This is a genomic window from Bradyrhizobium elkanii WSM2783, from assembly GCF_000472865.1.
GTDB classification, from domain to species: Bacteria; Pseudomonadota; Alphaproteobacteria; order Rhizobiales; family Xanthobacteraceae; genus Bradyrhizobium; species Bradyrhizobium elkanii_A.
In genome coordinates this window covers 224,276-247,003 of record NZ_AXAP01000004.1, presented here as the reverse complement: position 1 = coordinate 247,003, position 22,728 = coordinate 224,276, and the positions used below count along the sequence as shown (strand labels likewise).

At 64.1% G+C, this 22,728-nt stretch carries 20 protein-coding genes; 8 read left to right on the top strand and 12 right to left on the bottom strand.

The features are described 5' to 3' along the window. Window positions 1–357: 357 nt before the first annotated feature. The 3 genes from YY7_RS0106615 to YY7_RS0106605 form a co-directional block, all read right to left on the bottom strand. Complete coding sequence (locus tag YY7_RS0106615; protein WP_028162545.1) at window positions 358–1,158, bottom strand: crotonase/enoyl-CoA hydratase family protein; 801 nt, start codon at window positions 1,156–1,158, stop codon at window positions 358–360. Between the two features lie 170 nt (window positions 1,159–1,328). Next, window positions 1,329–2,243: a phosphoribosylaminoimidazolesuccinocarboxamide synthase gene (locus YY7_RS0106610; RefSeq protein WP_028162544.1), complete on the bottom strand. Its 915-nt coding sequence runs from the start codon at window positions 2,241–2,243 to the stop codon at window positions 1,329–1,331. 65 nt (window positions 2,244–2,308) lie between these two features. Beyond that, a complete protein-coding gene (locus YY7_RS0106605; RefSeq protein ID WP_028162543.1) occupies window positions 2,309–3,226 on the bottom strand; it encodes a pirin family protein in 918 nt (305 codons plus the stop codon). 171 nt (window positions 3,227–3,397) lie between these two features. Here YY7_RS0106605 and YY7_RS0106600 point away from each other — a divergent pair, with 171 nt between their 5' ends. The 3 genes from YY7_RS0106600 to YY7_RS0106590 are packed head-to-tail and all read left to right on the top strand — an operon-like array spanning window position 3,398 to window position 6,258. Next, window positions 3,398–4,759 carry an MBOAT family O-acyltransferase gene (locus YY7_RS0106600; RefSeq protein ID WP_028162542.1) on the top strand — a complete coding sequence of 454 codons (1,362 nt, stop codon included), beginning with the start codon at window positions 3,398–3,400 and terminating at the stop codon, window positions 4,757–4,759. A gap of 4 nt (window positions 4,760–4,763) precedes the next feature. Beyond that, window positions 4,764–5,648, top strand: coding sequence for a hypothetical protein (locus YY7_RS0106595; RefSeq protein ID WP_028162541.1), 885 nt, complete (start codon window positions 4,764–4,766; stop codon window positions 5,646–5,648). Between the two features lie 43 nt (window positions 5,649–5,691). Next, window positions 5,692–6,258, top strand: a complete 567-nt coding sequence (locus YY7_RS0106590; protein ID WP_028162540.1) for a GNAT family N-acetyltransferase — start codon at window positions 5,692–5,694, stop codon at window positions 6,256–6,258. Between the two features lie 5 nt (window positions 6,259–6,263). Here YY7_RS0106590 and YY7_RS0106585 read toward each other — a convergent pair whose 3' ends face one another. After that, window positions 6,264–7,634 (bottom strand): MmgE/PrpD family protein, encoded by a 1,371-nt coding sequence (locus tag YY7_RS0106585; RefSeq protein WP_028162539.1) that lies wholly within the window; start codon window positions 7,632–7,634, stop codon window positions 6,264–6,266. 129 nt (window positions 7,635–7,763) lie between these two features. On the opposite strand from YY7_RS0106585, the gene YY7_RS0106580 reads away from it, so the two are divergent. The 3 genes from YY7_RS0106580 to YY7_RS0106570 all read left to right on the top strand — a co-directional run bounded on the left by YY7_RS0106580 (window position 7,764) and on the right by YY7_RS0106570 (window position 10,477). Beyond that, window positions 7,764–8,882 carry an FUSC family protein gene (locus YY7_RS0106580; protein WP_028162538.1) on the top strand — a complete coding sequence of 373 codons (1,119 nt, stop codon included), beginning with the start codon at window positions 7,764–7,766 and terminating at the stop codon, window positions 8,880–8,882. Between the two features lie 413 nt (window positions 8,883–9,295). Continuing rightward, complete coding sequence (locus tag YY7_RS50900) at window positions 9,296–9,814, top strand: RlpA-like double-psi beta-barrel domain-containing protein (protein WP_196237229.1); 519 nt, start codon at window positions 9,296–9,298, stop codon at window positions 9,812–9,814. Window positions 9,815–10,072: 258 nt separating this feature from the next. Next, window positions 10,073–10,477 carry a hypothetical protein gene (locus YY7_RS0106570; protein ID WP_028162536.1) on the top strand — a complete coding sequence of 135 codons (405 nt, stop codon included), beginning with the start codon at window positions 10,073–10,075 and terminating at the stop codon, window positions 10,475–10,477. Between the two features lie 41 nt (window positions 10,478–10,518). Here YY7_RS0106570 and YY7_RS0106565 read toward each other — a convergent pair whose 3' ends face one another. The 5 genes from YY7_RS0106565 to YY7_RS0106545 form a co-directional block, all read right to left on the bottom strand. Beyond that, window positions 10,519–10,992, bottom strand: a complete 474-nt coding sequence (locus YY7_RS0106565; protein WP_028162535.1) for a DUF2867 domain-containing protein — start codon at window positions 10,990–10,992, stop codon at window positions 10,519–10,521. Next, window positions 10,992–12,407: an MATE family efflux transporter gene (locus YY7_RS0106560; RefSeq protein ID WP_028162534.1), complete on the bottom strand. Its 1,416-nt coding sequence runs from the start codon at window positions 12,405–12,407 to the stop codon at window positions 10,992–10,994. Before YY7_RS0106560 ends, YY7_RS0106565 begins: the two co-directional genes overlap by 1 nt. 85 nt (window positions 12,408–12,492) lie before the next feature. Next, on the bottom strand, window positions 12,493–12,780 hold the full coding sequence (locus YY7_RS50895; protein ID WP_051396564.1) for a hypothetical protein: 288 nt from the start codon (window positions 12,778–12,780) through the stop codon (window positions 12,493–12,495). Between the two features lie 60 nt (window positions 12,781–12,840). Then, window positions 12,841–14,136 carry a UDP-N-acetylglucosamine 1-carboxyvinyltransferase gene (gene murA, locus YY7_RS0106550; RefSeq protein ID WP_028162533.1) on the bottom strand — a complete coding sequence of 432 codons (1,296 nt, stop codon included), beginning with the start codon at window positions 14,134–14,136 and terminating at the stop codon, window positions 12,841–12,843. 125 nt (window positions 14,137–14,261) lie between these two features. Continuing rightward, complete coding sequence (locus YY7_RS0106545) at window positions 14,262–15,398, bottom strand: aldo/keto reductase (RefSeq protein WP_035689406.1); 1,137 nt, start codon at window positions 15,396–15,398, stop codon at window positions 14,262–14,264. 150 nt (window positions 15,399–15,548) lie between these two features. Between YY7_RS0106545 and YY7_RS0106540 the strand changes: the two genes are divergently transcribed. Continuing rightward, window positions 15,549–16,484, top strand: a complete 936-nt coding sequence (locus YY7_RS0106540) for a LysR family transcriptional regulator (RefSeq protein ID WP_028162531.1) — start codon at window positions 15,549–15,551, stop codon at window positions 16,482–16,484. Between the two features lie 27 nt (window positions 16,485–16,511). Here the strand turns inward: YY7_RS0106540 and gyrB are convergent, their stop codons facing one another. Continuing rightward, the gene (gyrB, locus tag YY7_RS0106535; RefSeq protein ID WP_028162530.1) at window positions 16,512–18,947 is read right to left on the bottom strand and encodes a DNA topoisomerase (ATP-hydrolyzing) subunit B; all 2,436 of its coding nucleotides are present in this window, start codon (window positions 18,945–18,947) and stop codon (window positions 16,512–16,514) included. A 334-nt stretch (window positions 18,948–19,281) separates the two neighbouring features. Here gyrB and YY7_RS0106530 point away from each other — a divergent pair, with 334 nt between their 5' ends. Continuing rightward, window positions 19,282–21,168, top strand: coding sequence for an acyltransferase family protein (locus YY7_RS0106530; RefSeq protein ID WP_035689404.1), 1,887 nt, complete (start codon window positions 19,282–19,284; stop codon window positions 21,166–21,168). 2 nt (window positions 21,169–21,170) lie between these two features. On the opposite strand, the gene recF is transcribed toward YY7_RS0106530, so the two are convergent. Together recF and YY7_RS0106520 are read right to left on the bottom strand one after the other, a co-directional pair. Then, on the bottom strand, window positions 21,171–22,310 hold the full coding sequence (gene recF / locus YY7_RS0106525) for a DNA replication/repair protein RecF (RefSeq protein WP_028162528.1): 1,140 nt from the start codon (window positions 22,308–22,310) through the stop codon (window positions 21,171–21,173). 78 nt (window positions 22,311–22,388) lie between these two features. Beyond that, window positions 22,389–22,694, bottom strand: coding sequence for a DUF559 domain-containing protein (locus tag YY7_RS0106520; RefSeq protein WP_051396563.1), 306 nt, complete (start codon window positions 22,692–22,694; stop codon window positions 22,389–22,391). Window positions 22,695–22,728 lie beyond the last annotated feature (34 nt).

Genomic DNA, 22,728 nt, shown 5'->3' with positions numbered 1-22,728 from the left:
CGAAGAGCAGCGGCTTCCGGCTCACGCCGCACTCGCCACCCAGACCCGCTTCCCTTTGTCACTGGAAGACCGGACATGCCAACGCCCGCCCCATTGCCCCGGCTGCGCTTTCGGTAGTGTAGATTTGGCCAGACACGACGTCCAGCCCTGGGTTGATAAATGTCGCCGAGCACTGTGTTGTGCCGGTCTGGCCACGGGCGCCAGGCTGCTGCCACAAGGCCGGTCAGTGGCAGCCTGGACCGGCTAGCGTTATTCTGCAAAATCGCGCCCACCGGCGCCGAAACCATCGTGACCTCGCTGCTCGCAATGATGGCGAACTTGTAGCCCAGATGGAGCGACGCACGATCCGGGCTACGGTCAATCGTCCTTTCCGCCGAAGGCGCCATGGCGGCCGGCGCCGGAGGCGAAGCGGGTGGCGCCCGCGAGCGTTTCGCCTGAGGCGATGACTTCGAGCCCGCCGCGTACTTCATTGACGATTGCTTCTTCCTCTTCGAGGTCCCATTGCCGCAGCGCCGACAGGCGGTCCGCGCGCAGGCATTGTTGTGGGAAGCGTGCGATTTCCCTGGCGAGCGCAATCGCCTGCGCGCCGGCCTCGCCCTTGGGCGCCAGGCGATTGACGAGGCCCAAGCGAAGTGCCTCCGGGCCGCCGACCGAGCGTCCGGTCAGGATCAGGTCCATCGCCTCGGAATCGTCGATCAGGCGCGGCAGGCGGATGGTGCCGAGATCGATCAGCGGCACGCCGAAGCGGCGGCAGAACACACCGAAGGTCGCGTCTTCCGCTGCCACCCGCATGTCGGCCCACAGCGCCGGCTCCAGGCCACCTGCAACCGCATAGCTTTCGACCGCGGCAATGACCGGCTTCGAAAGGCGCAGCCGGCTCGGCCCCATCGGCGCGATCGATTGTTGGCCGCCGATCTTGCGCTTTCGTGCGGGATCGCCCGCGGCAACCGCCTTCAGGTCGGCGCCGGCGCAGAAGATGCCGCCGGTGCCGGTGAGCACTGCCACCGACGCATTCTCGTCGGCATCGAAGGCAAGGAAAGTGTCATAGAGCCTGCGCGCGGTGGCGCCGTCGACGGCGTTGCGGCAATGCGGACGGTTGATCGAGACGATGGTCACCGCACCATCCTGTTCGACGAGCACGCTGTCGGCCTCGCTCATGTTTTGCTCCTCCCCGGATTTTGTCTGGCTAGGAGATTGGCACTGGAGACGGCGCCGACGCAATCGCACCACCGTCATTGCGAGCGCAGCGAAGCAATCCATCTCACCGCTTGCGGGGGCATGGATTGCTTCGCTGCGCTCGCAATGACGGGATAGAATCGCGACGGCGGTTAGATCTTCAACTCGCTGCCCGTTACCCGCCGATAAGCCTCCAGGTAGCGCTTGCTGGTCGCGTCCACCACGCTGGCCGGCAATGGCGGCGCCGGGGCGTCGCCGTTCCAGCGGCCGGCGTGGCGCTCAGTGTCGAGATAGTCGCGCAAGGGCTGCTTGTCGAAGCTCGGCTGCGGCTGGCCCGGTCTGTAGACATCGACCGCCCAGAAGCGCGAGGAGTCCGGCGTCATCACCTCGTCGATCAGGATGATCCGTCCATCCTTATCGCGACCGAATTCGAACTTGGTGTCGGCGATGATGATGCCGCGCTCGCGGCTGACCTTTTCGCCGTAGGCGTAGACCGTGCGCGCCATCCGCTCCAGCGTGTCGGCAACATCAAAGCCGACGATCTCGCGCACGCGGGCGACCGTGATATTCTCGTCATGCCCGGTCTCGGCCTTGGTCGCCGGACTGAAGATCGCAGGCTCCAGCTTGGCGCTCTCGACGAGGCCTGCCGGCAGCTTTTCGCCGGCAAGCGTGCCGTGCGCGGCATATTCCTTCCAGGCCGAGCCGGAGATGTAGCCGCGGATCACGCATTCGATCGGGAAGACGGTGGTGCGCCGGCACAGCATCGCGCGCCCGACGATATCGGCGCGATGGTCCTTCAGTGCGGGCACCTCGCGGATGATTTCATCGGCATCGGCGCTGATCATGTGATGCGGCACGGTGCTTTCGAGCTGGCGAAACCACCAGGCGCTGATCTGGGTCAGCACCGCGCCCTTCATCGGGATGGTCTCGGCCATCACCACGTCGAACGCCGAGATGCGATCGGTGGTCAACAGCAGCACGCGGTCCTCGCCCACGGCATAGATATCGCGGACCTTGCCGCGGCCGATTTGCGGCAAGGGCAGGTCGCTGGCGCGCATCGCATTCATCTGGTCAGACCTTCAAAGCGGCCGCCCGCGAGATTGCGGGCGGCGTAGAGCGATGGGGAGATAGCTCACTCAGGCAGCGGAATGAACTCATGTTCCTGCGGGACCGGCTCGAAACGTCCGGTTTTCCAGTCCTGTTTGGCCTGCTCGATCCGCTCCTTGCTGGACGAGACGAAATTCCACCAGATGTGGCGTGGGCCTTCGAGCGCGTCGCCGCCCAGGAACATCATCCGCGTCGGCTGCAGCGCTTTCACGGTGATGCGGTCGCCGGGCCGGAAGATCAGGAGGCGCGGTCCCTCATAACGCTCGTTCGCGATCTCGACCTCGCCGTCGACGAGATAGATCCCGCGTTCCTCATGATCGGGATCGAGTGGCACGCTGGTGCCGGCTTCTGCGGCGACCTCGGTGTAGAACCAGGGCGAGACCATCTCGACCGGCGAAGAGATGCCGAACGACGAGCCCGCGATGACGCGCGCGGTGAAGCCGCGTTCGCTGATCATGGGCAGGTCGCCGGCGGCATAATGCTGGAACGAGGGCGCGATCTCTTCCTTGGCCTGAGGCAGCGCGATCCAGCTCTGCAGGCCCAGCATCTTCTGGCCGTCGCGGCGCTGCACATCAGGCGTGCGTTCGGAATGGGCGATGCCGCGGCCTGCGGTCATCAGGTTCATCGCGCCGGGCTGGATCTCCTGGATGTTGCCCTCGCTGTCGCGGTGCATGATGCTGCCGTCAAAGAGATAGGTGACGGTGGCAAGCCCGATATGCGGATGCGGCCGCACATCCATGCCCTTGCCGGCGAGAAACTGCATCGGCCCGAAATGGTCGAGGAAGATGAAGGGGCCGACCATCTGCCGCTTGCCATGCGGCAGCGCGCGCCGCACGGCAAAGCCGTCGCCGAGATCGCGGGTGCGAGGCACGATGACGAGCTCCAGCGCGTCGCAGGTCTTGGGATCGCCGAGGATCGGATCGTTGGAGGGAAGCCAGCTCATGAGGGGGACTCCTTATTTCGTGGCTTCAATGATAGCAGGAATCCGCCGCCTGCACGCCATCATCCCGGACGTGCACGCCGGGTGCCGGCTTTTGGCATCATCGTGGCTTGACTCTGGAATCGCCAATGGGGCATGCCATGGGCTCCAAGGTTCCTGCGAGGCCCCCGGAACATGACTTTCACGTCGTGGCAATTCGGCTTGTTTGCCGCGATCGTATTTGTGGCCTACTACCTCCCGCCGCTCCGGCGGTTCCAGGTCCTGCTCCTGGTGGTCGCGAGCCTGTTCTTCTATGGATACGGCCAGCCCGAGCTGCTGCCGCTGCTCGCGGTCGCGGTCGGCGGGACCTATCTGTTCCTGGTGCTGTCGCTGCACGACCGGCGCTGGCTGCCGGCCGGCATCGTCTTCAACCTCGCGCTGCTCGCCTTCTTCAAATACAAATTCCTGTTTCTCGATCCGAAGGCGCCGGTGCTGGTCGACAATGCGGCGATCGACTTCCTCTTGAAGCTGCCGCTACCGATCGGCATCTCCTTTTTCGTCTTTCACAATATCAGCCTGTTGGTCGACCTCACGCGCAGCAAGGCCTTGCGGCCGCCTCTGACCGACGTCTTCCTCTACATCATCTTCTTTCCGCAGCTCGTCTCCGGTCCGATCACGCGCGCCGGCAATTTCATGCCGCAGATCGTGCCGAAGCGGCTTGCCGACGTGCCGTTCGTCGAAGCCACGAAATGGATCATCGCGGGCTTCTTCTTCAAGCTCTACGTGGCCAACAATCTCAACGAGATGACGGCCTATATGGACTTCCCGCTCTACGAGACGCTGCAAACCCAGGACCGCTGGCTGCTCGTTTTCCTCTACGGCTATCAGATCTATGCCGACTTCTTCGGTTATTCTGCGATCGCGATCGGTCTCGCGCTTCTGTTCGGCTACCGCCTGCCGATCAATTTCGACCTGCCCTATACGTCGCTGTCGTTCTCGGAATTCTGGACCCGGTGGCACATCTCGCTGTCAACCTGGCTGCGCACCTATCTCTACATCCCCTTAGGGGGAAACCGCCATGGGCGTGTCAGAACCTATCTCAACCTGATGATCGTGATGGGGCTCGGCGGCCTCTGGCACGGCGCAGGCTTCAGCTATCTGGCCTGGGGCGTGCTGCACGGGCTGTTCCTGGTGATCGAGCGGCCGTTCCTGCGCCTGCTGCAGGCGATCGATTCCATGCCGCTGCGCCTGTTGCGGATGGGGGTGGTGTTCTTCTGCGTCACCATGGCCTGGATCTTCTTCAAGCTGCCGAATTTCGATCATGCGCTCGCCTATCTCACCGGCATGTTCACGCCGACCACCAACCCGAATCCGCCCAAATTGTTCTACAATCTTGCGCTGCTCTACGCGCTTCCGGTCCTGCTGCAGCATATGCGCATCACATCGCTGTTCGAGACCGCGCTGACGCGGTGGGAGCCATATGCCTATGGTGCGCTGGTCGCGCTTGCCTATCTGGAGGCGGGGCCGGACAGTGCCTTCATCTATTTCCAGTTCTGATCGCATGGAGCAGCAGCCCAAACCCACCGCTTGGTTGATCAAGAGCGCCGTTGCGGCAGCGCTCCTGCTGCTCGCCTGCGGTATCGCGACCGCGCGGTTCGGACACGCGCTCCAACTGCCGGCGACGACCGCGCGCGATGGCGCGCTCGTCATCGTGAACCGCTATGTCGACAATCCCGTTCCGGATGTCGTGCTGGTCGGCAGCTCGCTGACCTTCCGGCTCAGGGAGGAATATTTCGAAACGCCGCGCGTGGGGAATCTGGCGTTCGCGGGCGGCTCGCCCGTCACTGCGCTCGAGATCCTCGCGGGCCAGCGGCAGCTTCCCAAGCTGATCGTCGTCGAGACCAATATCTTGTCCCGCGCGCCGGATGCGGATCTGGTGAAGCGCTTCTCCACCAAGGAAGGGCACGAGGCGCTGTTCTTGCGCCCGATCCGGACCGCCGTTGCGGCCTATGAGAACCGGGTGCATGCCCCGGTCACCCACGCCCAGATTGCGGCCCGGCTGAAAAGCCTGCTCGCGCAGCCGCCCGGCAATTTCGACAACCACGTCTATCTGCAGCGGGCGATCGGAGAGATGGAGTCCGAAGACCCGAGCGCCGCCGCCAAGGTCAATATCGAAACGATCGGCCGGTTGATCGAGCTGCTGGAACAGCGCGGCGCCCGCGTGCTGCTGATGGAAATGCCCTACGCCGCGCCGATCGAGACATCGCTCTATGTCAGGACCACGCGCGAGATCGTCCATCGCGCATTTCCGGATCAGAGCCGCTGGCTGCCGATCGACGTCGACCGCAGCGAACTGCGATGGGACGACGGCGTGCACCTGGACGCACGGTCGGCGGTGCTGGTGAGCCGCTACCTGGATGAACGCTTTTCCGCTAGATTGAAGTGATATCCGCGGATCTTCTCATTCTGGTCAGTAGGGTGCAGGAGCAATGGTCGCTTGGCTCAAGCCCGGCTCAGCGCCGGCGCAATTTCACGGTCCCACAATCGAGACGCCGCGGTTGATCCTGCGCTCGTGGAAGGCTTCCGACATCGCGCCGAACACCGCCATGCTCGCCGATCCCGAGACGGCGCGATTCATCACGCCCGACCATAAGGCGGTGACCAACGAAACGACTGGCTGGCGCAATGCGGCGGTCATCGCCGGGCACTGGGCGCTGCATGGTTTCGGCATGTTTGCCGTCGAAGAAAGATCATCCGGCCGCTACGTGGGCCGAGTGGGCCCTTGGTACCCGGCAGGATGGCCGGGGTTCGAGGTCGGCTGGGGCATCGCCAAGGATTGTCGCGGCAAGGGCTATGCGGTCGAGGCAGCGCGCGCGGCCATCGACTGGGTGTTCGCCAATCTTGCAGTCGATCGCATCATTCATTGCATCGATCCGGTCAACGCCGCCTCGCAGGCGGTGGCGCGCCGGCTTGGTGCGAAAATCGACGGCCAGGCCGAGCTCAATGGCGATGCCGTCGATATCTGGGTGACCGATCGCGATCGATGGACGGTTTGAGAGGCCTACTGCCGGCCCAATTGCGTCGCCTGTTCCACGCGGTCGAAGCGTTCCAGCGACAGGATCGCATCGGCGAATTGGTCGGCACGGCCGTTCAGGACCGGGCGGGCCAGGGTGAGGAATTTCTGCTGCATCGCCTGAGCATCGGGGAATGAGGTCGGCTCGCCCGAGGGGTCGGCATTGAGCCGCTCATGCACGCCGTCGTCGGTGGTGATGCTGACGCGCGCGCCGAACGGATGGGTGCGGCCGATCTCCAGCCGGTCGTCCTGCACCACGTCGAACTTGTCGGCGAGCGCATCGATCGCGGCATCGCCAAGCCGACTGTAGTCGTCCCAGCCGAAGCGGCCCTGGTCGAGGGCAACGGCACCGGTGAAGAACATCGAGAACTGGCCGCCAACGATCGAGGTCGGATGCCGCTTGGTGGCGGCATCGCCGGTCAGCGTGATGCCGTTGCGGTGCAGGCCGATCTCGACCCGCTTCACCTGGTCCGGCGTCAGATTGTGCTCGCGCCGCATCGCGATCAGCGCATCGATCGCGGCATGGGTGTAGCGGCAGCTCGGATAGGGTTTGACGCCGATCTTCATGGTCTCAAAGATGCTGCCGAGCCCCGCAATCGCCTTGTCCGGGTGCACGTCGTCGCTGTAGCCGACGAGCAGGCCATGCTTGCCTTCCACCGATTCGACCGAGCCGACGAAATCGTTGCGCGCCAGCGTTGCGGCGATGACGCCGTTCATCGCGGCGGCGCCGACCTGGTAGCGCTTGTTCCAGGCGCCGTTGATGAGGAACTGCAGCGAGCCCGCGGCCTGGCTGCCGGAGACGCCGAAGGCCGCGATGATCTGCTCCTTCGATAGCCCGAACAGTTTCGCGGCCGCCGCTGCCGCGCCATAGGTGCCGGCGGTCGCGGTCGGATGGAAGCCGCGCGCATAATGCGAGGTCGGATCGAGCGCATTGCCGAGCCGGCAGCAGACCTCATAGCCCGCGACAACAGCGGTCAGCACGTCGCGGCCGGAGGCGCCGACCATCTCGCCGACCGCAAACGCAGCAGGCACCACGGGCGCACTCGGATGCAGCGAGGAATCGGCGTGCGTGTCATCGAAGTCGAGGGAATGGCCGAGCGCGCCGTTGAGCAGCGCCGCGACCGCCGGCGTCCAGGTCTTGCCGTCGCCGAACACGGTGGCTTCGCCCTTGCCATCAAGCGCCAGCGCTTCCAGCATCTTGAGCAGCGAGGGCGTGGATTCGGCTTCGCGCCGCGCCCGGATCGTGCTGCCGAGGAAGTCCAGCGTCAGCACCTTGGCGCGCTGCAATACTTCCGGTGGAATATCCGCGAATTTCAGGTTAGCGACATAGGCGGCGAGCGTTGCGGTTTCGTTGGCCATCGTGTTTCCTCGTTCTGTCGCGCAGGGTAGGCGGGCCGGTTTCACGTTTCAAGCCGCCTTCACGCCGCGGGCATCAGCCATGCCGAACGTCAGCCATAGGATCGTCGTGAGCAGCAGAGATTTGGTCGCATGACAGCCGCCGCGAAACGTGTGCTCGGCTGGATTCGCAGCCGAAAGGGCCAATTGGCGCTGGCAGTCAGGGTCACGGTGGCGGCCGCGATCGCCTATGCGGTGGCCGTCGCGCTGCACCTCCTGCTGCCGCTCTGGGCGGTGCTGACGTCGCTGATCGTGACCCAGATGAGCGTCGGCCGATCGCTGAAGGCAACCCGCGACTACATGCTCGGCACCATCGGCGGCGCGATCTATGGCGGCGCCATCGCGGTGCTGATCCCGTATTCCGGAGAGAGCGGCCTGCTGGGCTTGCTGGTGCTGGCGGTTGCGCCACTGGCCTTTGTCGCGGCCATCAACCCCAGCCTCAGTGCGGCCACCGTGACGGCCGTGATCGTGCTGCTGGTCCCGACCATGCATCACGCCGATCCGCTGGCATCCGCAATCGACCGCGTCAGCGAGGTCGCGGTCGGCGCGGTCACCGGGCTTCTGGTGTCGTTCCTGGTGTTGCCGTCGCGCGCGGTGAGCCAGATCCGGATCAACGCGGCGCGCCTGCTGGAACTGATCGCGGCCGCCTTCACTGAGCTGCTCGCCGGCCTGACGCGCGGCCGTGACAATGACGCTCTCCACCGCATCCAGGACGGCATCGGCACCGCGCTGGTCGGCCTGGACGCAACCGGGGCGGAGGCCGAGCGCGAGCGCTCCGCGCATCTATCGTCCGGTCCGGATACCGGGCCGCTGCTGCGGACCATCTTGCGACTGCGCCATGATGTCGTGATGATCGGCCGCGCCACTGTGGTGCCGCTGCCGGCGAATGTACAGGCGCGACTTGCGGCGCCCTTGTCCGAGGTCAGCAAGGCGATCACGCTCTATTTGCGTTCTGCCGCCGCAGCGCTGCGCATGGGCGCGGGCGCACCGCCGATCGCGCCTGTTCATGCCGCCCTGCAGCGCTATGCGAACGAAGTCGCCGCCGTTCGCAGCGAGGGCCTGATCCGCGGCCTTCCGGGCGACATGGCGGAGCGTTTCTTCGCACTCGGATTCTCGCTGGAGCAGATGCGGCAGAACCTGCTCGATCTCGATCGCGTCGTCGGCGAGTGGTCGGAGACGTCGGCAGCGGCGAAAGAGGCGGCCGAAGAATAGGGCGTGCGCTCCGTAGGATGACATAACAATGAGATCGCGGCCCCTGTCCTTGGCTGCTGCGATGATGGCTTGATACGGTTGCCCGTTCTCCACTGAATCGTCTCGCAGGAAACACCGGCCTCCTTGGCCGCATTTGCCGCGCGATCCAATGGGCTTGTGGCTTGTTCCTTGCGCCCTCGGCAGAACGCTTGCTCCTGCGCACGCGCTGTCATGCTGCTGACGCAATCTCTGTCTTAGTCGACGAGAACTAAAACACTGTGTGAGAACCACCCCGGTTCCCACAGCGGTTCCATCGCCCAGGTTGGCGCGAATCCGCAAAAAATTGGCACGAGTTCGTAAACGCCTCCGCGTTCGCTTGGCCATGCGTTGCGGCATCGGGAACCGAACGATCGAAGAAAATCAATCAAGGAGTTATGATGCTCTTCCGCTCGAGCGCCGCAATTTGCGGCGCCCTAGTTGCACTTGTCATTTCTGTTACCATTGCTCGCAGTGAAACCCGCGCGGTTTATTCAAGCGCTGTCGTCGATGTCGCTTCTGGGGATGCGATCGTTGGCGCAGCATCCATGTACAATCCGTTCCGACCCGGATGGCGGGAGGGCGGCCCGAATACAGCCTCCGGCGAGCGCTATGATCCCTCTGGCTGGGCGGCTGCCATCAAGACAAGTTTGCGTCAGAAATTCGGTGGGGTGCAGTATGGCGCGAAGCCGAAGTATGCCCTCGTTGAGGCTGTAGGCAAGAAGGTCATCGTCAAGATAAATGACGTGGGGCCACTGACGCCTGGCCGCATCATTGATCTGAATGAGCGGACGATGCGCCATTTCGATCCAAGCCTGCAGCTCGGAGTCATCAATGACGTAACGGTCAGGCCGCTCTCAGGGGACGATTGGACCCCCGGACCGGTCCGCGATGGCCTCCTCGCCGCTGATTCTTGAAGCGATTGCACCTCTGGCGACAAGACGCCGGCGGGCGCAATTTGCACGCCGGCGATCGCACCTGTTTGTGCTGCCCTGCAGCGCGACGTCGGCGAAGTCGCCGCCGTCCGCAGCGCTCGTGACCAAGGCGGAAGTTACACCTTAAGCTATCGTTTACTCTCGAAAGCTGCACTTTACCGCCTCGCGCTCAACCGCTCTTAAATCTTAGGAGGTATCGTCCGGAGACAGGCTTCATCTCCATTATCGTGCGGCCATGCGATGAATGATACCGAATCCGAAGAAAGCAAAGCTCAGCGCTTTGCGGCATTACCGAGATGGAAAAGATGGCTCGTCTACTTCGGCATCCTTAACCGCCGCTTCTTGCTTATGAGCGATGCCGAACGGCAGACATTCAGGACTGAGCAGCTCAGGCGATTTGCCGATTGGCCGATGTGGAAGAAGTTGCTCGCGACGGCAGGGCTTGCGGTCGGCGCGATTGCGGGACCTTTGCATTCCTACTTATTCGGACAATTGACAATCGGATGGAAAAAGCTCGGTTTTACCAGGACGATTGTTGCCTCCGAAGAGCCCGTGCTTTTCGTTGCGACGTTGCTGTTTCTCGAGTGCACCGTCATCTTGATGCTTTGTCTCACGACCAAAGTTTTCTTCTTCCATCGTGACTAGGTTCAGTTCACGCCCGAGCGCGCGATGCGGTTAGGCTGGCTCTAAAGCGCGACCTGCCGCAGCATCGCGGCCACGACCAGACGGTGAAAGGGCAGGATGATCGCGAGATAGGTCCGGCCGAGCCAATTATGCGTCCGCACCAGCGTGGTGGTGGTGACCTCCTGGCTGCCGGCATGGGCGGTGACATCGACCACGACACGAAAATCGAGATGGCTGTCATTGAAGCCCGCCACCAGCCGTTCCGGCGTCTCGCTGAGAACCGGAAACATGCCGACCATGCCCAGCGATGCCCTATCGCCTTCGCCCGACGTCTTCAGGCCAAGCGGCGCGACGATCAAATTGCGTAGCCGCAATAGCGCTTCAATCCAGCACTGCCTGCGCGCGAACATCTTCTCGGCGGCCTTGCGCGCATCGAGCGCGGTGCCGTCGACGGCGATACGAAAGGCGTCGATGAACTCGGCGCCGGCGAGGAGCGGGCCGGGATCGATATCGGGCGTGACTTCGCGCGCTTTCATCACATGGCCAGTCTGTTGCTCAGCAGGCGGAAACGCAAGATCAGCAGAATGGCATAGGCCGCGGTTCCGGCCGATAGCCCGATCCAGATGCCGACTGCGCCGAGCGTGGTCGCGAAGCCGAGCAGGCATGCGGAGGTGAACCCGATCAGCCAATAGCTGATCGTGGCGAACAGCAGCGGCAGGCGTGTGTCGTTCATGCCGCGCAACGCGCCGGCGGCCACCGTCTGCACGCCGTCGGCGATGAAGAACGTCGAGCCGACCAGGAGCAGCGAGGCCGTCAATTGCACGGTCGCTTCGGCTGCTTCGCCGAGGAAGATTTCGGCGATCGCGGATCGTCCGAGAATGACAAAGAGCGTCATCGTCGACATGAAGGCGATGCCGAGCCCGGTTGCGACGAGCCCCGCGCGCCTGACCGCTTGCGCATCGGTGCGTCCGACCGCATGGCCGACGCGGACCGTCGCCGCCATGCCGATGCCGAACGGCACCATGAACAGGATGGCTGCGATCTGCAGCGCGATCTGGTGCGCGGCCAGCGCGGCCGTCGAGATCAGGCCCATCAACAGCCCCGCTGCGCCGAACAGGCCAAATTCCAGGAGGAACGAGACTGAGATCGGCGCGCCGACAATGACGAGCTGCCGCATCAGTGGCCAATCGATGCGCCAGACGCGGCCGAGCACCTGGTATTTCCGGAACGGCCGGCGGCGGTAGGCGAACCACAGGCCGGCGAGGAAGGTCCCGAGATTGACGATCGAGGTGGCAATGCCGACCCCGAACAGCCCGAGCGACGGCAATCGCCAAGCGCCATAGGAAGCACCATAGAGCAGGAGATAGACCAGCAGCGCATTGGCCGGGATCGCCGCGAGCGTGATCCACAGGATCGGCTCGGGCCGGTTGACCGCGCTCATGAAGCCGCGGATCGCAATGAACCACAGCGCCGGCAGGATGCCCCAGGCGAGGCCGAACAGATACTGCTGCGCGAGCTGCGCGGCCGTGGCGGACTGGCCGAGCGCGAGCAGGATCTGCTCGCCGCGGAACGGCAGCACCATCAGCGGCAATGTGATGAACAGCGCGGCCCACAGCCCGACGCGGAGCGAGCGCCGCACCATGCGCGGATTGCGCGCGCCAAAGGCTTGCGCCGCCAGCGGGGCGACGGCGGACATCAGGCCCATGCCGAAGGTGAAGCTGACAAAGTAGACCGTGCCTGCCAAGGCTGCGGCGGCGACAGCCTCGTCGCCGAACCGGCCGATGAAGGCGAGGTCGGTCGTCATCATCGCGATCTGGCCGAGCTGCGTCAGCGCCATTGGCACTGCCAGGCGCAGGGTCTCAGTGAGCTCGTCGCGCAAATGGTGACGAGGCGCACGCGCGGCCACGCGCGGCGCCATCGAAGCGCGTTCGATGTTCTCGGTTGAGGTCATGGCGTGAGATTAGCACTGCCGGGCGCCTAAAAGGTGGCGGAACGGCCACTGCAATAGCCCGGGTCAAGCCCGGGACGACGGCGGGTTACGGTTTGCCGTGCCTGATCGCGTTGATTTCGCGCTCCTGGGCCTCGATGACGCCGTCGGCGATCTGTCCGACGCGGGGATCGCTGACATGGGCGCGCTCGCTGGTCAGGAGCGCCGCCGAATGGTGCGGGATCACGACCGGGATGCCCGCGACGCCGCTGGGGCTCTCGTTGCTATGCGCGAGCCAGAGCGCAATCGTCAGCACCGCGACTGCTGCCGCGGCAATGGTGAGATTGGCGGCATCGCCGCCGGTGATCTGGAGAAAGCTGGGCAGACGAACGCGCATGGTCGCACCTGCCTATGGGGGATTGGCAGTGCAACGGACAGGTCGGCCGATTGTTCCAATTTACCGCACGCGTTCGGGCACGCGGGTGATCTTGGCGCCGAGCGCGTTCAGCCGCTCTTCGATCCGCTCGTAGCCGCGCTCGATCTGGTCGGCATTGTTGATAGTGGAGGTGCCCTCGGCGCAGACGGCCGCAAGCAGCATCGCCATGCCGGCGCGGATGTCGGGGGAGGTCATCGGCGCGCCGCGCAGGCGGCTCGGACCGGCGACGATGGCGCGATGCGGGTCGCACAACACGATGCGCCCGCCCATTGCGATGAGCTTGTCGACGAAGAACATCCGCGATTCGAACATTTTTTCGAACATCAGGATGACGCCATCGCATTGGGTTGCGGTGACGATCGCGATCGACATCAAATCGGCGGGGAAGGCCGGCCAGGGCTGGTCCTCCAACTTCGGCACATGGCCGCCGAAATCATCATGGATCTTCATGGTCTGGCCCGAGGGCACCACGAGGTCGTCGCCCTCGACGCCGCAGACGATGCCGAGCCGCTCAAAACCCATCCGGATCGAGCGCAGATGCTCGACGCCGGCACGCGCGATGCGCAGCGGCGAGCGCGTCACCGCGGCAAGCCCGATCAGCGAGCCGACCTCGATGTGATCGGGCTGGATCGCGTAATGCGTGCCGCCGAGCGTGGCCGGGCCGTGCACGATGATGGTATTGGTGCCGATGCCCTCGATCTTGGCGCCGAGCGCGACCAGGAAATGCGCGAGATCCTGCACATGCGGCTCGGACGCGGCGTTGCGCAGGTATGTGGTGCCGCGCGCGGCTACGGCCGCAACCAGCGCATTCTCGGTCGCGGTGACGCTGGGCTCGTCGAGGAACACGTCGGCGCCTCTCAGGCGGGAGGCGCGGAACTCGAGCCGATGGGTCGCGGTGACGCTCGCGCCTAACTGCTCGAAAGCGAGGAAATGCGTGTCGAGACGGCGGCGCCCGATCACGTCGCCGCCGGGCGGCGGCAACGCGACTTCTCCGCAGCGGGCGAGCAGGGGTCCCGCAAGCAGGATCGAAGCGCGGATCCGGGCACACAGTTCCGGATCGAGATCGGCAGCGCGGATCTCCTTGGCGTGGATCAGCAGCGTGTTGCGCTCGGTCCACTCGGCCGACGCGCCGACGGAGCGGCAAAGCTCAACCAGCGTCTCGGTGTCGCGGATCCGCGGCACATTGGTCAGCGTGACCGGATGCTCGGTCAATAGCGCCGCCGCGATGATCGGCAGCGCCGAATTCTTGTTGCCGGACGGCTCGATCGTGCCGGAGAGCCGGTGGCCGCCCTCGACGATATATTGGATGGGCGCCACGTTGTCCTCGATGGGTTGGTTGCTTCGCTCGTGGAAGATTCCGTAACGGAATCAAAGGGCGATGCGAGCGACATAGCACACAAGGCTCGTCCAAGTCATGCCCTTAGCGAGCCACTGCCCGGCCATCAGGCCGGGACTGTGGCTGCCTGCTCGATCAGCCCGCTTTCCTTCAGCTCCTGCCAGAATTCCGCGGGGATCTTGGCCTGCATCGAATTGTAGTCCTCGAGGATCTGCCGGTGGCTGCTCGCGCCCACGACCAAGGCGACGACAACGTCAGGGGCTGATGAGAACTGCAACGCCGCGGTCCGCAGATCGACGCCGTGGCGGGCGGCTGCTGCGCGCAGTCGGTCGCGTTTCTCGATATGGGCCGGGGAGATCTTGTAATTGTTCGGCCCGTAATTGTAGCGCGGACTGCCGGAGATGAAGCCTGCGTTCAGCGCCGAGCCGATCACCAGCGACACGTTCTTCTGCCGCACCGCCGGGAAAACCTGATTGACGGCGTTGGCATGATCGACCAGCGAGTACTGCGACGCGCACAGGCAGACGTCGGGATCGGCAATTTCGATGACGCGCAGGATCGGCTCGGGACAATTCACGCCGATGCCCCACGCCTTGATAATGCCTTCCTCGCGCATGCGCGACAGTGCCGGGAACGCGCCGCGTTCGGCGATCGCGAACTGCTCCTGCCATGATGTCGGGAAGTATGGGAAATCAGGCGAGATGTCGTGGACGAACGCCACATCAAGGCTGTCGACGCCGAGCCGCTGCAGGCTGTCCTCGATTGAACGGCGAACACCGTCAGCGGTGTAGTCGTAGGTGACGTCATTCGGCGAGTCCGAGAGTGGAAAGATTTCCGCATGCCGGTTGTTCTTCGAGGCCTTGAACAGCTTGCCGACCTTCGACGACAGTACGTAATCGCCGCGGGACTTGTTGTGCAGGAAATGGCCGAAGCGGCGCTCTGACAATCCGAAGCCGTACCAGGGCGCCACGTCGAAATAACGCACGCCGGCGCTCCATGCGGCCTCGAGCGTCGCCTCGGCGTCCTCGTCGGTGACCTTGTTGAACTCGTTGCCGAGCGGAACACCGCCCAGCCCGAAGCGGAACCCCGGCTTGAAAAGTTGTGTCGCCCGATTTGCCTGTGCCATGCGATTGTCTCCTTTGCTGTCGGTGGCGGCTATCACCAATGACGGTGCCGCAAGGGCGCCGACCGTGCCCGCGGCGACGGTGAGGAAATCCCTGCGGCTGCCAGTTCGTTTCGTCATCACGTGTCTCCTTCGGTCATGCGGGAAAGGCGCCGGAAACGTGGCTCCATGCGCGGCGCGGCTTCCTTGAGCTTGAGTATGGGTCGTAAAACGGCGGCCACCAGGGTAGGTTCGTTGAGTGCAGCTCAACGATGCCTTGAGAAGCCGTTCATGAAAACGTTCGACCGAAACATGCTGGCGGACTTGAACGTGTTCCTGACGATCGTGCGCCGCGGCAGCCTTGCCAAAGCGGGCATCGAACTCGGCGTGAGCACGTCCGCCTTGAGCCATCGCCTGCGCAAGCTGGAGTCCGATCTGGGCGTAAGGCTGTTGCATCGCTCCAGCCGTTCCGTCAGGCTGACTGACGCAGGAGCCGCGCTTGCCGCCGATCTGGAGAATGGATTTCGCACTATCCGCGATGCCTTGACCGGGCTGGAGAACCATCGACGTGTCCCGGTGGGGCGGCTTCGTCTCAACGTTCTCCGTGATGCCGCGCGGCTTGTGCTTGGTCCCGTGCTGCCGCGTTACTGCAAGGAATTTCCGGGCATGCATGTCGACGTGACCGTCGAGGATCGCATGGTCGAGATCATCGCGGAGGGCTTTGACGCCGGCATCCGCTATGGCGATCGCGTGCCGCTGGACATGGTGGGCATAGCGCTGACGAAACCGTTGAAGTGGGTCGTGGTCGGCTCACCCGAACTGATCGCGCGTGCTGGCCGTCCCGATACTCCCGGCGATCTGCTGCAGCTTCCGTGCGTCGAGATGCGCGTCGGCGATCACCGCAACTTCCCGTGGGAATTGGGCAATGGCGATTCGATGATCCGGCTCGATGTCCGCGGGCCGGTATGCGCCAACGAGACGGAACATGCGGTCGACATGGCGCTGCGTGGCGTGGGCTTCGTCTATTGTCTGGAACGGCGGATCGAAGCGGAGGTCGTATCCGGCGCGTTGGAAATCCTGCTGCCAGAATGGGCCTCGGAAGGCCCGCCATTCACCATCTACTATCCGAGCCGCCGCCAACCACCGCCCGGTCTGCGCCAGCTCATCGACCTCACGCGCAGGCGCGAAAACCTGCCGCCATTGGCGACGGCCGACGCCGGCGCCTGATGCGCTCGGGCTGGCAGCGTCGCGGCCTCAGATGTCGATGTTTGCGCTGAGCGAGTTTTCCTGGATGAAGTCGCGGCGCGGCTCGACCACATCGCCCATCAGCTTGGTGAAGATGTCGTCGGCCTCGTCGACCTCCTTGACCTTCACCTGCAACAGCGAGCGCGCGTCGGTATCCAGCGTGGTCTCCCAGAGCTGCTCCGGGTTCATCTCGCCGAGACCTTTGTAGCGTTGCAGGGTCAGGCCCTTGCGGGCCGTGTTGGTTACGGCTTCGAACAGGTCGACGGGGCCGTAGATGAGTTGCTCGCTGTCCTTGCGGCGCAGCTTGCCGGAGCGGGCATAGACGCTCTGCAGCCGCTCCCGGTATTCGTGGAGCTTGCGGGCGTCGGCCGAACCGAGGAAGGCGTCGTCGATGACGGCGACATCCTTGACGCCGCGCACGGTACGCTCGAACATGAAGCCCTGGCCTTCGACGAATTGTCCGGCCCAGCCGCGTTCGACTTCCTCGGCCTGATTGTCCAGCCGTCCCGCCATGTATTCTGCCGCGGCAGCGGCGGTTTCCGGATTGCTGTAGATATCCTTGCCAAACAGACCTGCGATGGCGGCCTGCTCGACGACCTTCCGATTGTAGCGGCTATGCAGGTTGCGCAGCACGGCGCGAATGACGCGGGCGTCGTCGATCAGGGAGCGCAGATCGCGGCCCGAGCGTTCCTCGCCGGTGCCAAGCGTGAACACGCAATCGTCGAGCCCGGCCTCGATCAGATAATCTTCCAGCGCGCGCTCGTCCTTCAGATACTGCTCGGACTTGCCGCGCGTGACCTTATAGAGCGGCGGCTGCGCAATATAGAGATAACCGCCGTCGATGATCTCGCGCATCTGGCGATAGAAGAAGGTCAAGAGCAGCGTGCGGATATGGGCGCCGTCGACGTCGGCGTCCGTCATCACGATGATCTTGTGATAGCGCAGCTTGTCGATCGAGAAGTCGTCGCTGATCCCGGTGCCGAGCGCCGTGATCAGCGTACCGATCTGCTCAGAGGACAGCATCTTGTCGGGGCGGACGCGCTCGACATTGAGGATCTTGCCGCGCAGCGGCAGCACCGCCTGGAATTCGCGGTTGCGGCCCTGCTTGGCGCTGCCGCCTGCCGAGTCACCCTCGACGATGAAGAGCTCCGACTTGGCGGGATCCTTCTCCTGGCAGTCGGCCAGTTTGCCCGGCAGCGAGGAGACCGCGAGCGGATTCTTGCGGGTCAGTTCGCGCGCCTTGCGCGCGGCCTCGCGGGCGGCCGCGGCCTGGATCACCTTGCCGACGATGACTTTCGCCTCGCTCGGATGCTCCTCGAACCAGGCGGCAAGGGCCTCGTTGATGACGTTCTCGACAACGGGACGCACTTCCGAGGACACCAGCTTGTCCTTGGTCTGCGATGAGAACTTCGGATCCGGCACTTTCACCGAGAGCACGGCGGTCAGGCCCTCACGGCAGTCGTCGCCGGTCAGCGTGATCTTTTCCTTTTTCGCATTGGCCTCGGCATAGCCGTTGACCTGACGCGTCAGCGCGCCGCGGAAGCCGGCCAGATGGGTGCCGCCGTCACGCTGCGGGATGTTGTTGGTGAAGCACAGCACGTTCTCGTGGTAGCTGTCGTTCCACCACAGCGCGGCTTCGACCCCGATGCCGTTCATCTCCGAACGGACCATGATCGGATTGGCGACGACCGCCTTCTTGTTGCGGTCGAGATATTTGACGAATTCCTCGACGCCGCCGACATAGTGCAGTTCCTCGCGCTTCTCGACCGCATGGCGCATGTCCGAGAGCACGATGTTGACGCCGGAATTGAGGAAGGCGAGTTCGCGCAGGCGATGCTCCAGCGTCGCGAAATCATATTCGATGTTCTTGAAGGTCTCGGTGGAGGCGAGGAAGGTGACCTCGGTGCCGCGCTTGCCATTGGCGTCGCCGACCACCTTCAACGGGGCGAGCGAATCGCCATGGGCGAACTCGACAAAATGTTCCTTGTCGTCGCGCCAGACGCGGAGCTTCAACGAACTCGACAGCGCGTTGACGACGGAGACGCCGACGCCGTGCAGGCCGCCCGAAACCTTGTAGGAGTTCTGGTCGAATTTACCGCCGGCATGGAGCTGGGTCATGATGACCTCGGCCGCGGAGATGCCTTCGCCCTTGTGGATGCCGACGGGAATACCGCGGCCGTCGTCGCGCACGGTGACGGAATTGTCGGGATTGAGCACGACTTCGACGCGCGTCGCATGGCCCGCGAGCGCTTCGTCGATCGCGTTATCGACGACTTCATAGACCATGTGATGCAGGCCGGAACCGTCATCGGTGTCTCCGATATACATGCCCGGCCGCTTGCGCACGGCATCCAGGCCCTTCAAGACCCGGATCGATTCCGCACCATATTCCACGGGAATGGGATGCTCGCTTTCGGCAGGAGTCTGCCGGGCTGGTTCTGTCATGTGAGGCCTTAGGATGTCCCGAATCAGCAGCGCAAAACTGAGGGCTGATTACACTATTTGTGCCACGAAAGATGCATCGCGCCTAGCGCAAAGTCTGTCTCCGCAAGCTGTTGAATAAATAGTATTTTTCTGCCTTTTTTCAAGGCGGTTTAAGGCTGTTTCAAAGGCCGCGAAAAAGCGCGATTCGAGGTCCATTTCGAGCGCTCGAGAATCCCGATTTGGATCGCTCGGCGAGCTCCCTCTGGCAGCGCTTCGCGGACCTGCTAGAGAGGGCATCGAAGCAGGCTGACTTCGATGCCTTCTCCTAGTTCCGCGATTTCCGGATTATTTGCCCTTGTCCCTGCCGTCCCAGCTTTATCGGCCCGATATCGATGGCCTCCGCGCCATCGCCGTGATGCTGGTGCTGATCTTTCACGCTTTTCCTGAAGCCGCGCCGGGCGGGTTCGTCGGTGTCGATGTCTTCTTCGTGATTTCCGGCTTTCTGATCACCGGTATCATCGCGCGCGAGCTCGGCGAGCAGCGCTTCAGTCTGGCCGGCTTCTATGCCAGGCGCATCCGGCGGATTTTTCCAGCGCTGATCGTCGTGCTCGCTGTCGCGCTGGTGGCGGGCTGGCTATTGATGTTGCCGTCCGCCTATGTGCAACTGGGCAGCGACGTCTTTGCCAGCGCTGCGTTTCTCGCCAACATCGCGCTATTGCTGCAGTCAGGCTATTTCGACGTCGAATCGGCGAAAAAACCGCTGCTGCATCTGTGGTCGCTCGGCATCGAGGAGCAGTTCTACCTGTTCTGGCCGCTATTGCTGATCCTGGTGGCGCGGCTGCGGCTGAAACTGTTCTGGATCGCCGCAATCCTCGGCGCCGCCTCCTTCGCCCTCAATCTGGTGCTGATCGGCGCAAACCCGGTCGCAACCTTCTATCTGCCGTTCACGCGCGCCTTCGAATTGCTCGCCGGCGCCTTGCTGGCGCTGGGCTGGAGCCAGACCGGCAAACCGACCGTCGCGAGTGATTGGCGTGCGTTCGCAGGGTTCGCCCTGATCGCGCTCGCGGTCGGCCTGTACGACAGTCACAGCCAGTTTCCGGGTTGGCGCGCGGCGCTGCCGGTAGTTGGGTCCGCGCTGCTGCTGTCGGCTCCCGCTGCCTGGCTCAATCGCAGCCTGCTCGCCAGCCGGCCGATGGTATGGATCGGGCTGATCAGTTATCCGCTGTATCTCTGGCACTGGCCGCTGCTGGTGTTCTTCGCGCTGATCAAGTTCAGTCCGCTGACGCTGCTCGAGCGCGGCCTGATCCTGCTGCTCAGCGTGCTGCTCGCCTGGGCGACCTACCGCTTCATCGAGAAGCCGCTGCGTTTCGGCCGGCCGCAGCCGCGCAAATTGGTTGCGCTGGGTGCCAGCATCGTGCTCATCGCCGCGCTCGGTGGCACTGTCGTTTGGGGGCGTGGCTACGATTTCCGCCTGCCGCCGGAAATCCGCGCCATGGCCGGTGTGTCGACACAATCAGCGCAATGGCGGTACCACCGATGCCTGCTCGATCTCGGCCGCGACACATCGTTCGCAGATGATTGCGTCGATCAGGGCCACCGTCCGCTGGTCGTGATCTGGGGCGACTCGACCGCGGGCGCGCTGTTGCCCGGGTTGCGGAAAGTGCAGGAGACGAAGAATTTCGGCATCGCGCAGTTCACCTCGGCATCCTGCGTCCCCATCCTGAATGTCGATGTGCCCGGCACGCCCAACTGCCGCGCGATGAATGACAAGGTGTTCTCACTGATCCGCGATATCAGGCCCGACATCGTGCTGATGCACGGCACCTGGGATCGATATCCGGATAAGATCGCCGAGACCGCCGCCGCGCTGAAGCGTGAGACCGGCGCGCGCGTGGTCGTGCTCGGTGCGGTGCCGACCTGGCGGCGCGGGCTGCCGAATGAAGTGCTGCGTTATTTCCTGCTCTATCACGACCTGCTCCCGGCGCGCTGGAGCGGCGGCGTGACCAGCGGATGGTTCGACGCGGTGATGCGCGACAAGCTTGCGCCGGCCGGCGCGGACTTCGTCTCCGCCTGGGATGTGCTGTGCAATGGCGAGGGCTGCCTGACCCGGATCGGCGACAGTGCCGGCGATATCACCGCAAGCGACGGCATTCACCTCACCGAAAAGGGTTCGGCCTATCTCGTCGACGCGGTGATTGACCGTGTGCTCGACGGGCGCAAAGCAGGCGACCCGGGAAAGTAGCTTCAGCCGCGGCGGCTGATGCGGCCTGCCTCGACGTCGAAGATCTCGCCATTCGCTCCGATATCGACGAATGCGGCGGGATCGGCGCCGGTCATCCAGACCTGCGCGCCGAGCTTTGCCAGCTCGTCGAACAGCGCCTTGCGCCTGTTCGGATCGAGATGCGCCACGACTTCGTCGAGCAACAGCAGCGGCACGATGCCGGTCATCTCGGCAACCAATGTCGCATGCGCCAGCACCAGCCCGATCAGAAGCGCCTTCTGCTCGCCGGTGGAGGCGTCGCGTGCCGGCATGTTCTTCGGCGCGTAGACGACCTGCAGATCGGTCAGATGCGGGCCGTCGAGCGTGCGTCCGGCGGCGGCATCCCGCGCGCGGCTGAGGCGCAGGATCTCGCGGTAGCGGTCCTCGACGGCCGTTGCGGGCTCGCTGAGCAGCGCATTCTCTATCCAGCCGTCGAGCGCGATCTCGGCCGAAGGAAACGCCGACCCCTGCGCGCGCTCACGCAGCATCGCCGACAGTCTTGCGGCGGTCTGGCCGCGCGTCGCCGCCACCGCGACCGCAAGCTCAGCGGTCTCGCGTTCGATCGCGCCGCACCAGTGGTCGTCATAATTGCGCACTTCCAGGAGGCGATTGCGCGAGCGCAGCGAGCGCTCCAGCGCCGAGACGCGGCTGGAATGCTCGGAGTCGATGGCAAGCACCAGCCGATCGAAGAACCGCCGTCGTTCGGAGGCCGCGCCCATGAACAAGCCGTCCATCGCAGGCGTGAGCCACACCATACGCAGATGGTCGCCGAAGGCCGCGGCCGAACCCACCGGCTCGCGATCGATGCGGCAGCGGCGGCTGACGCTCTCGCCGCCTTGCGCGGGCGCTTCGATCCCGGTGCCGAGCGTCGACAGTCCCAGCGCGCCCTCGACCTCGGCGGAGACCGCCCAGGAACCTTCGCCCTGGTTGTCGGCGACGTCTTCCAGCGTCGCGCGGCGCAGGCCCCGCCCCGGCGCCAGAAACGAGATCGCCTCGAGGCAATTGGTCTTGCCGGCACCGTTCGGCCCGACCAGCACCACCACGTCACCGCGCGTCGAAACGCTCGCCGCCCGATAGTTGCGGAAATGCGTCAGCGACAGCCGATGGATGCGCGAAGGGGTCATGTCGTTCGTCGTCCTTCCCCTCTCCCCTTGTGGGAGAGGGTGGCGCCTCGCGAAGCGAGGCGACGGGTGAGGGGTATCTCACAGCTCGGCAAGCTTTGCGAGAATGTCCTCCAATATCGCCCCGGGTTGCAGCAGCACATCGTTGTTCCAGTAACGTGCGACACGAAAGCCTTCCGCGATGAGGGCGGCTTCTCTCACCGCATCTCGTGTCGATGACGCGTGCTGACTGCCGTCTATTTCGATGACGAGGCGCTTCTCGAAACAGACGAAGTCGAGAATATAGGTCTGAAACGGGACTTGGCGACGAAACTTCAGGTGTGAAAGGCGTCGATCGCGGAGCAATCGCCACATCTTAGCTTCGGCATCGGTCGGCTCCAGCCGCATCTTCTTCGCGAAGGTGCGGATGCGCTTGGCGATC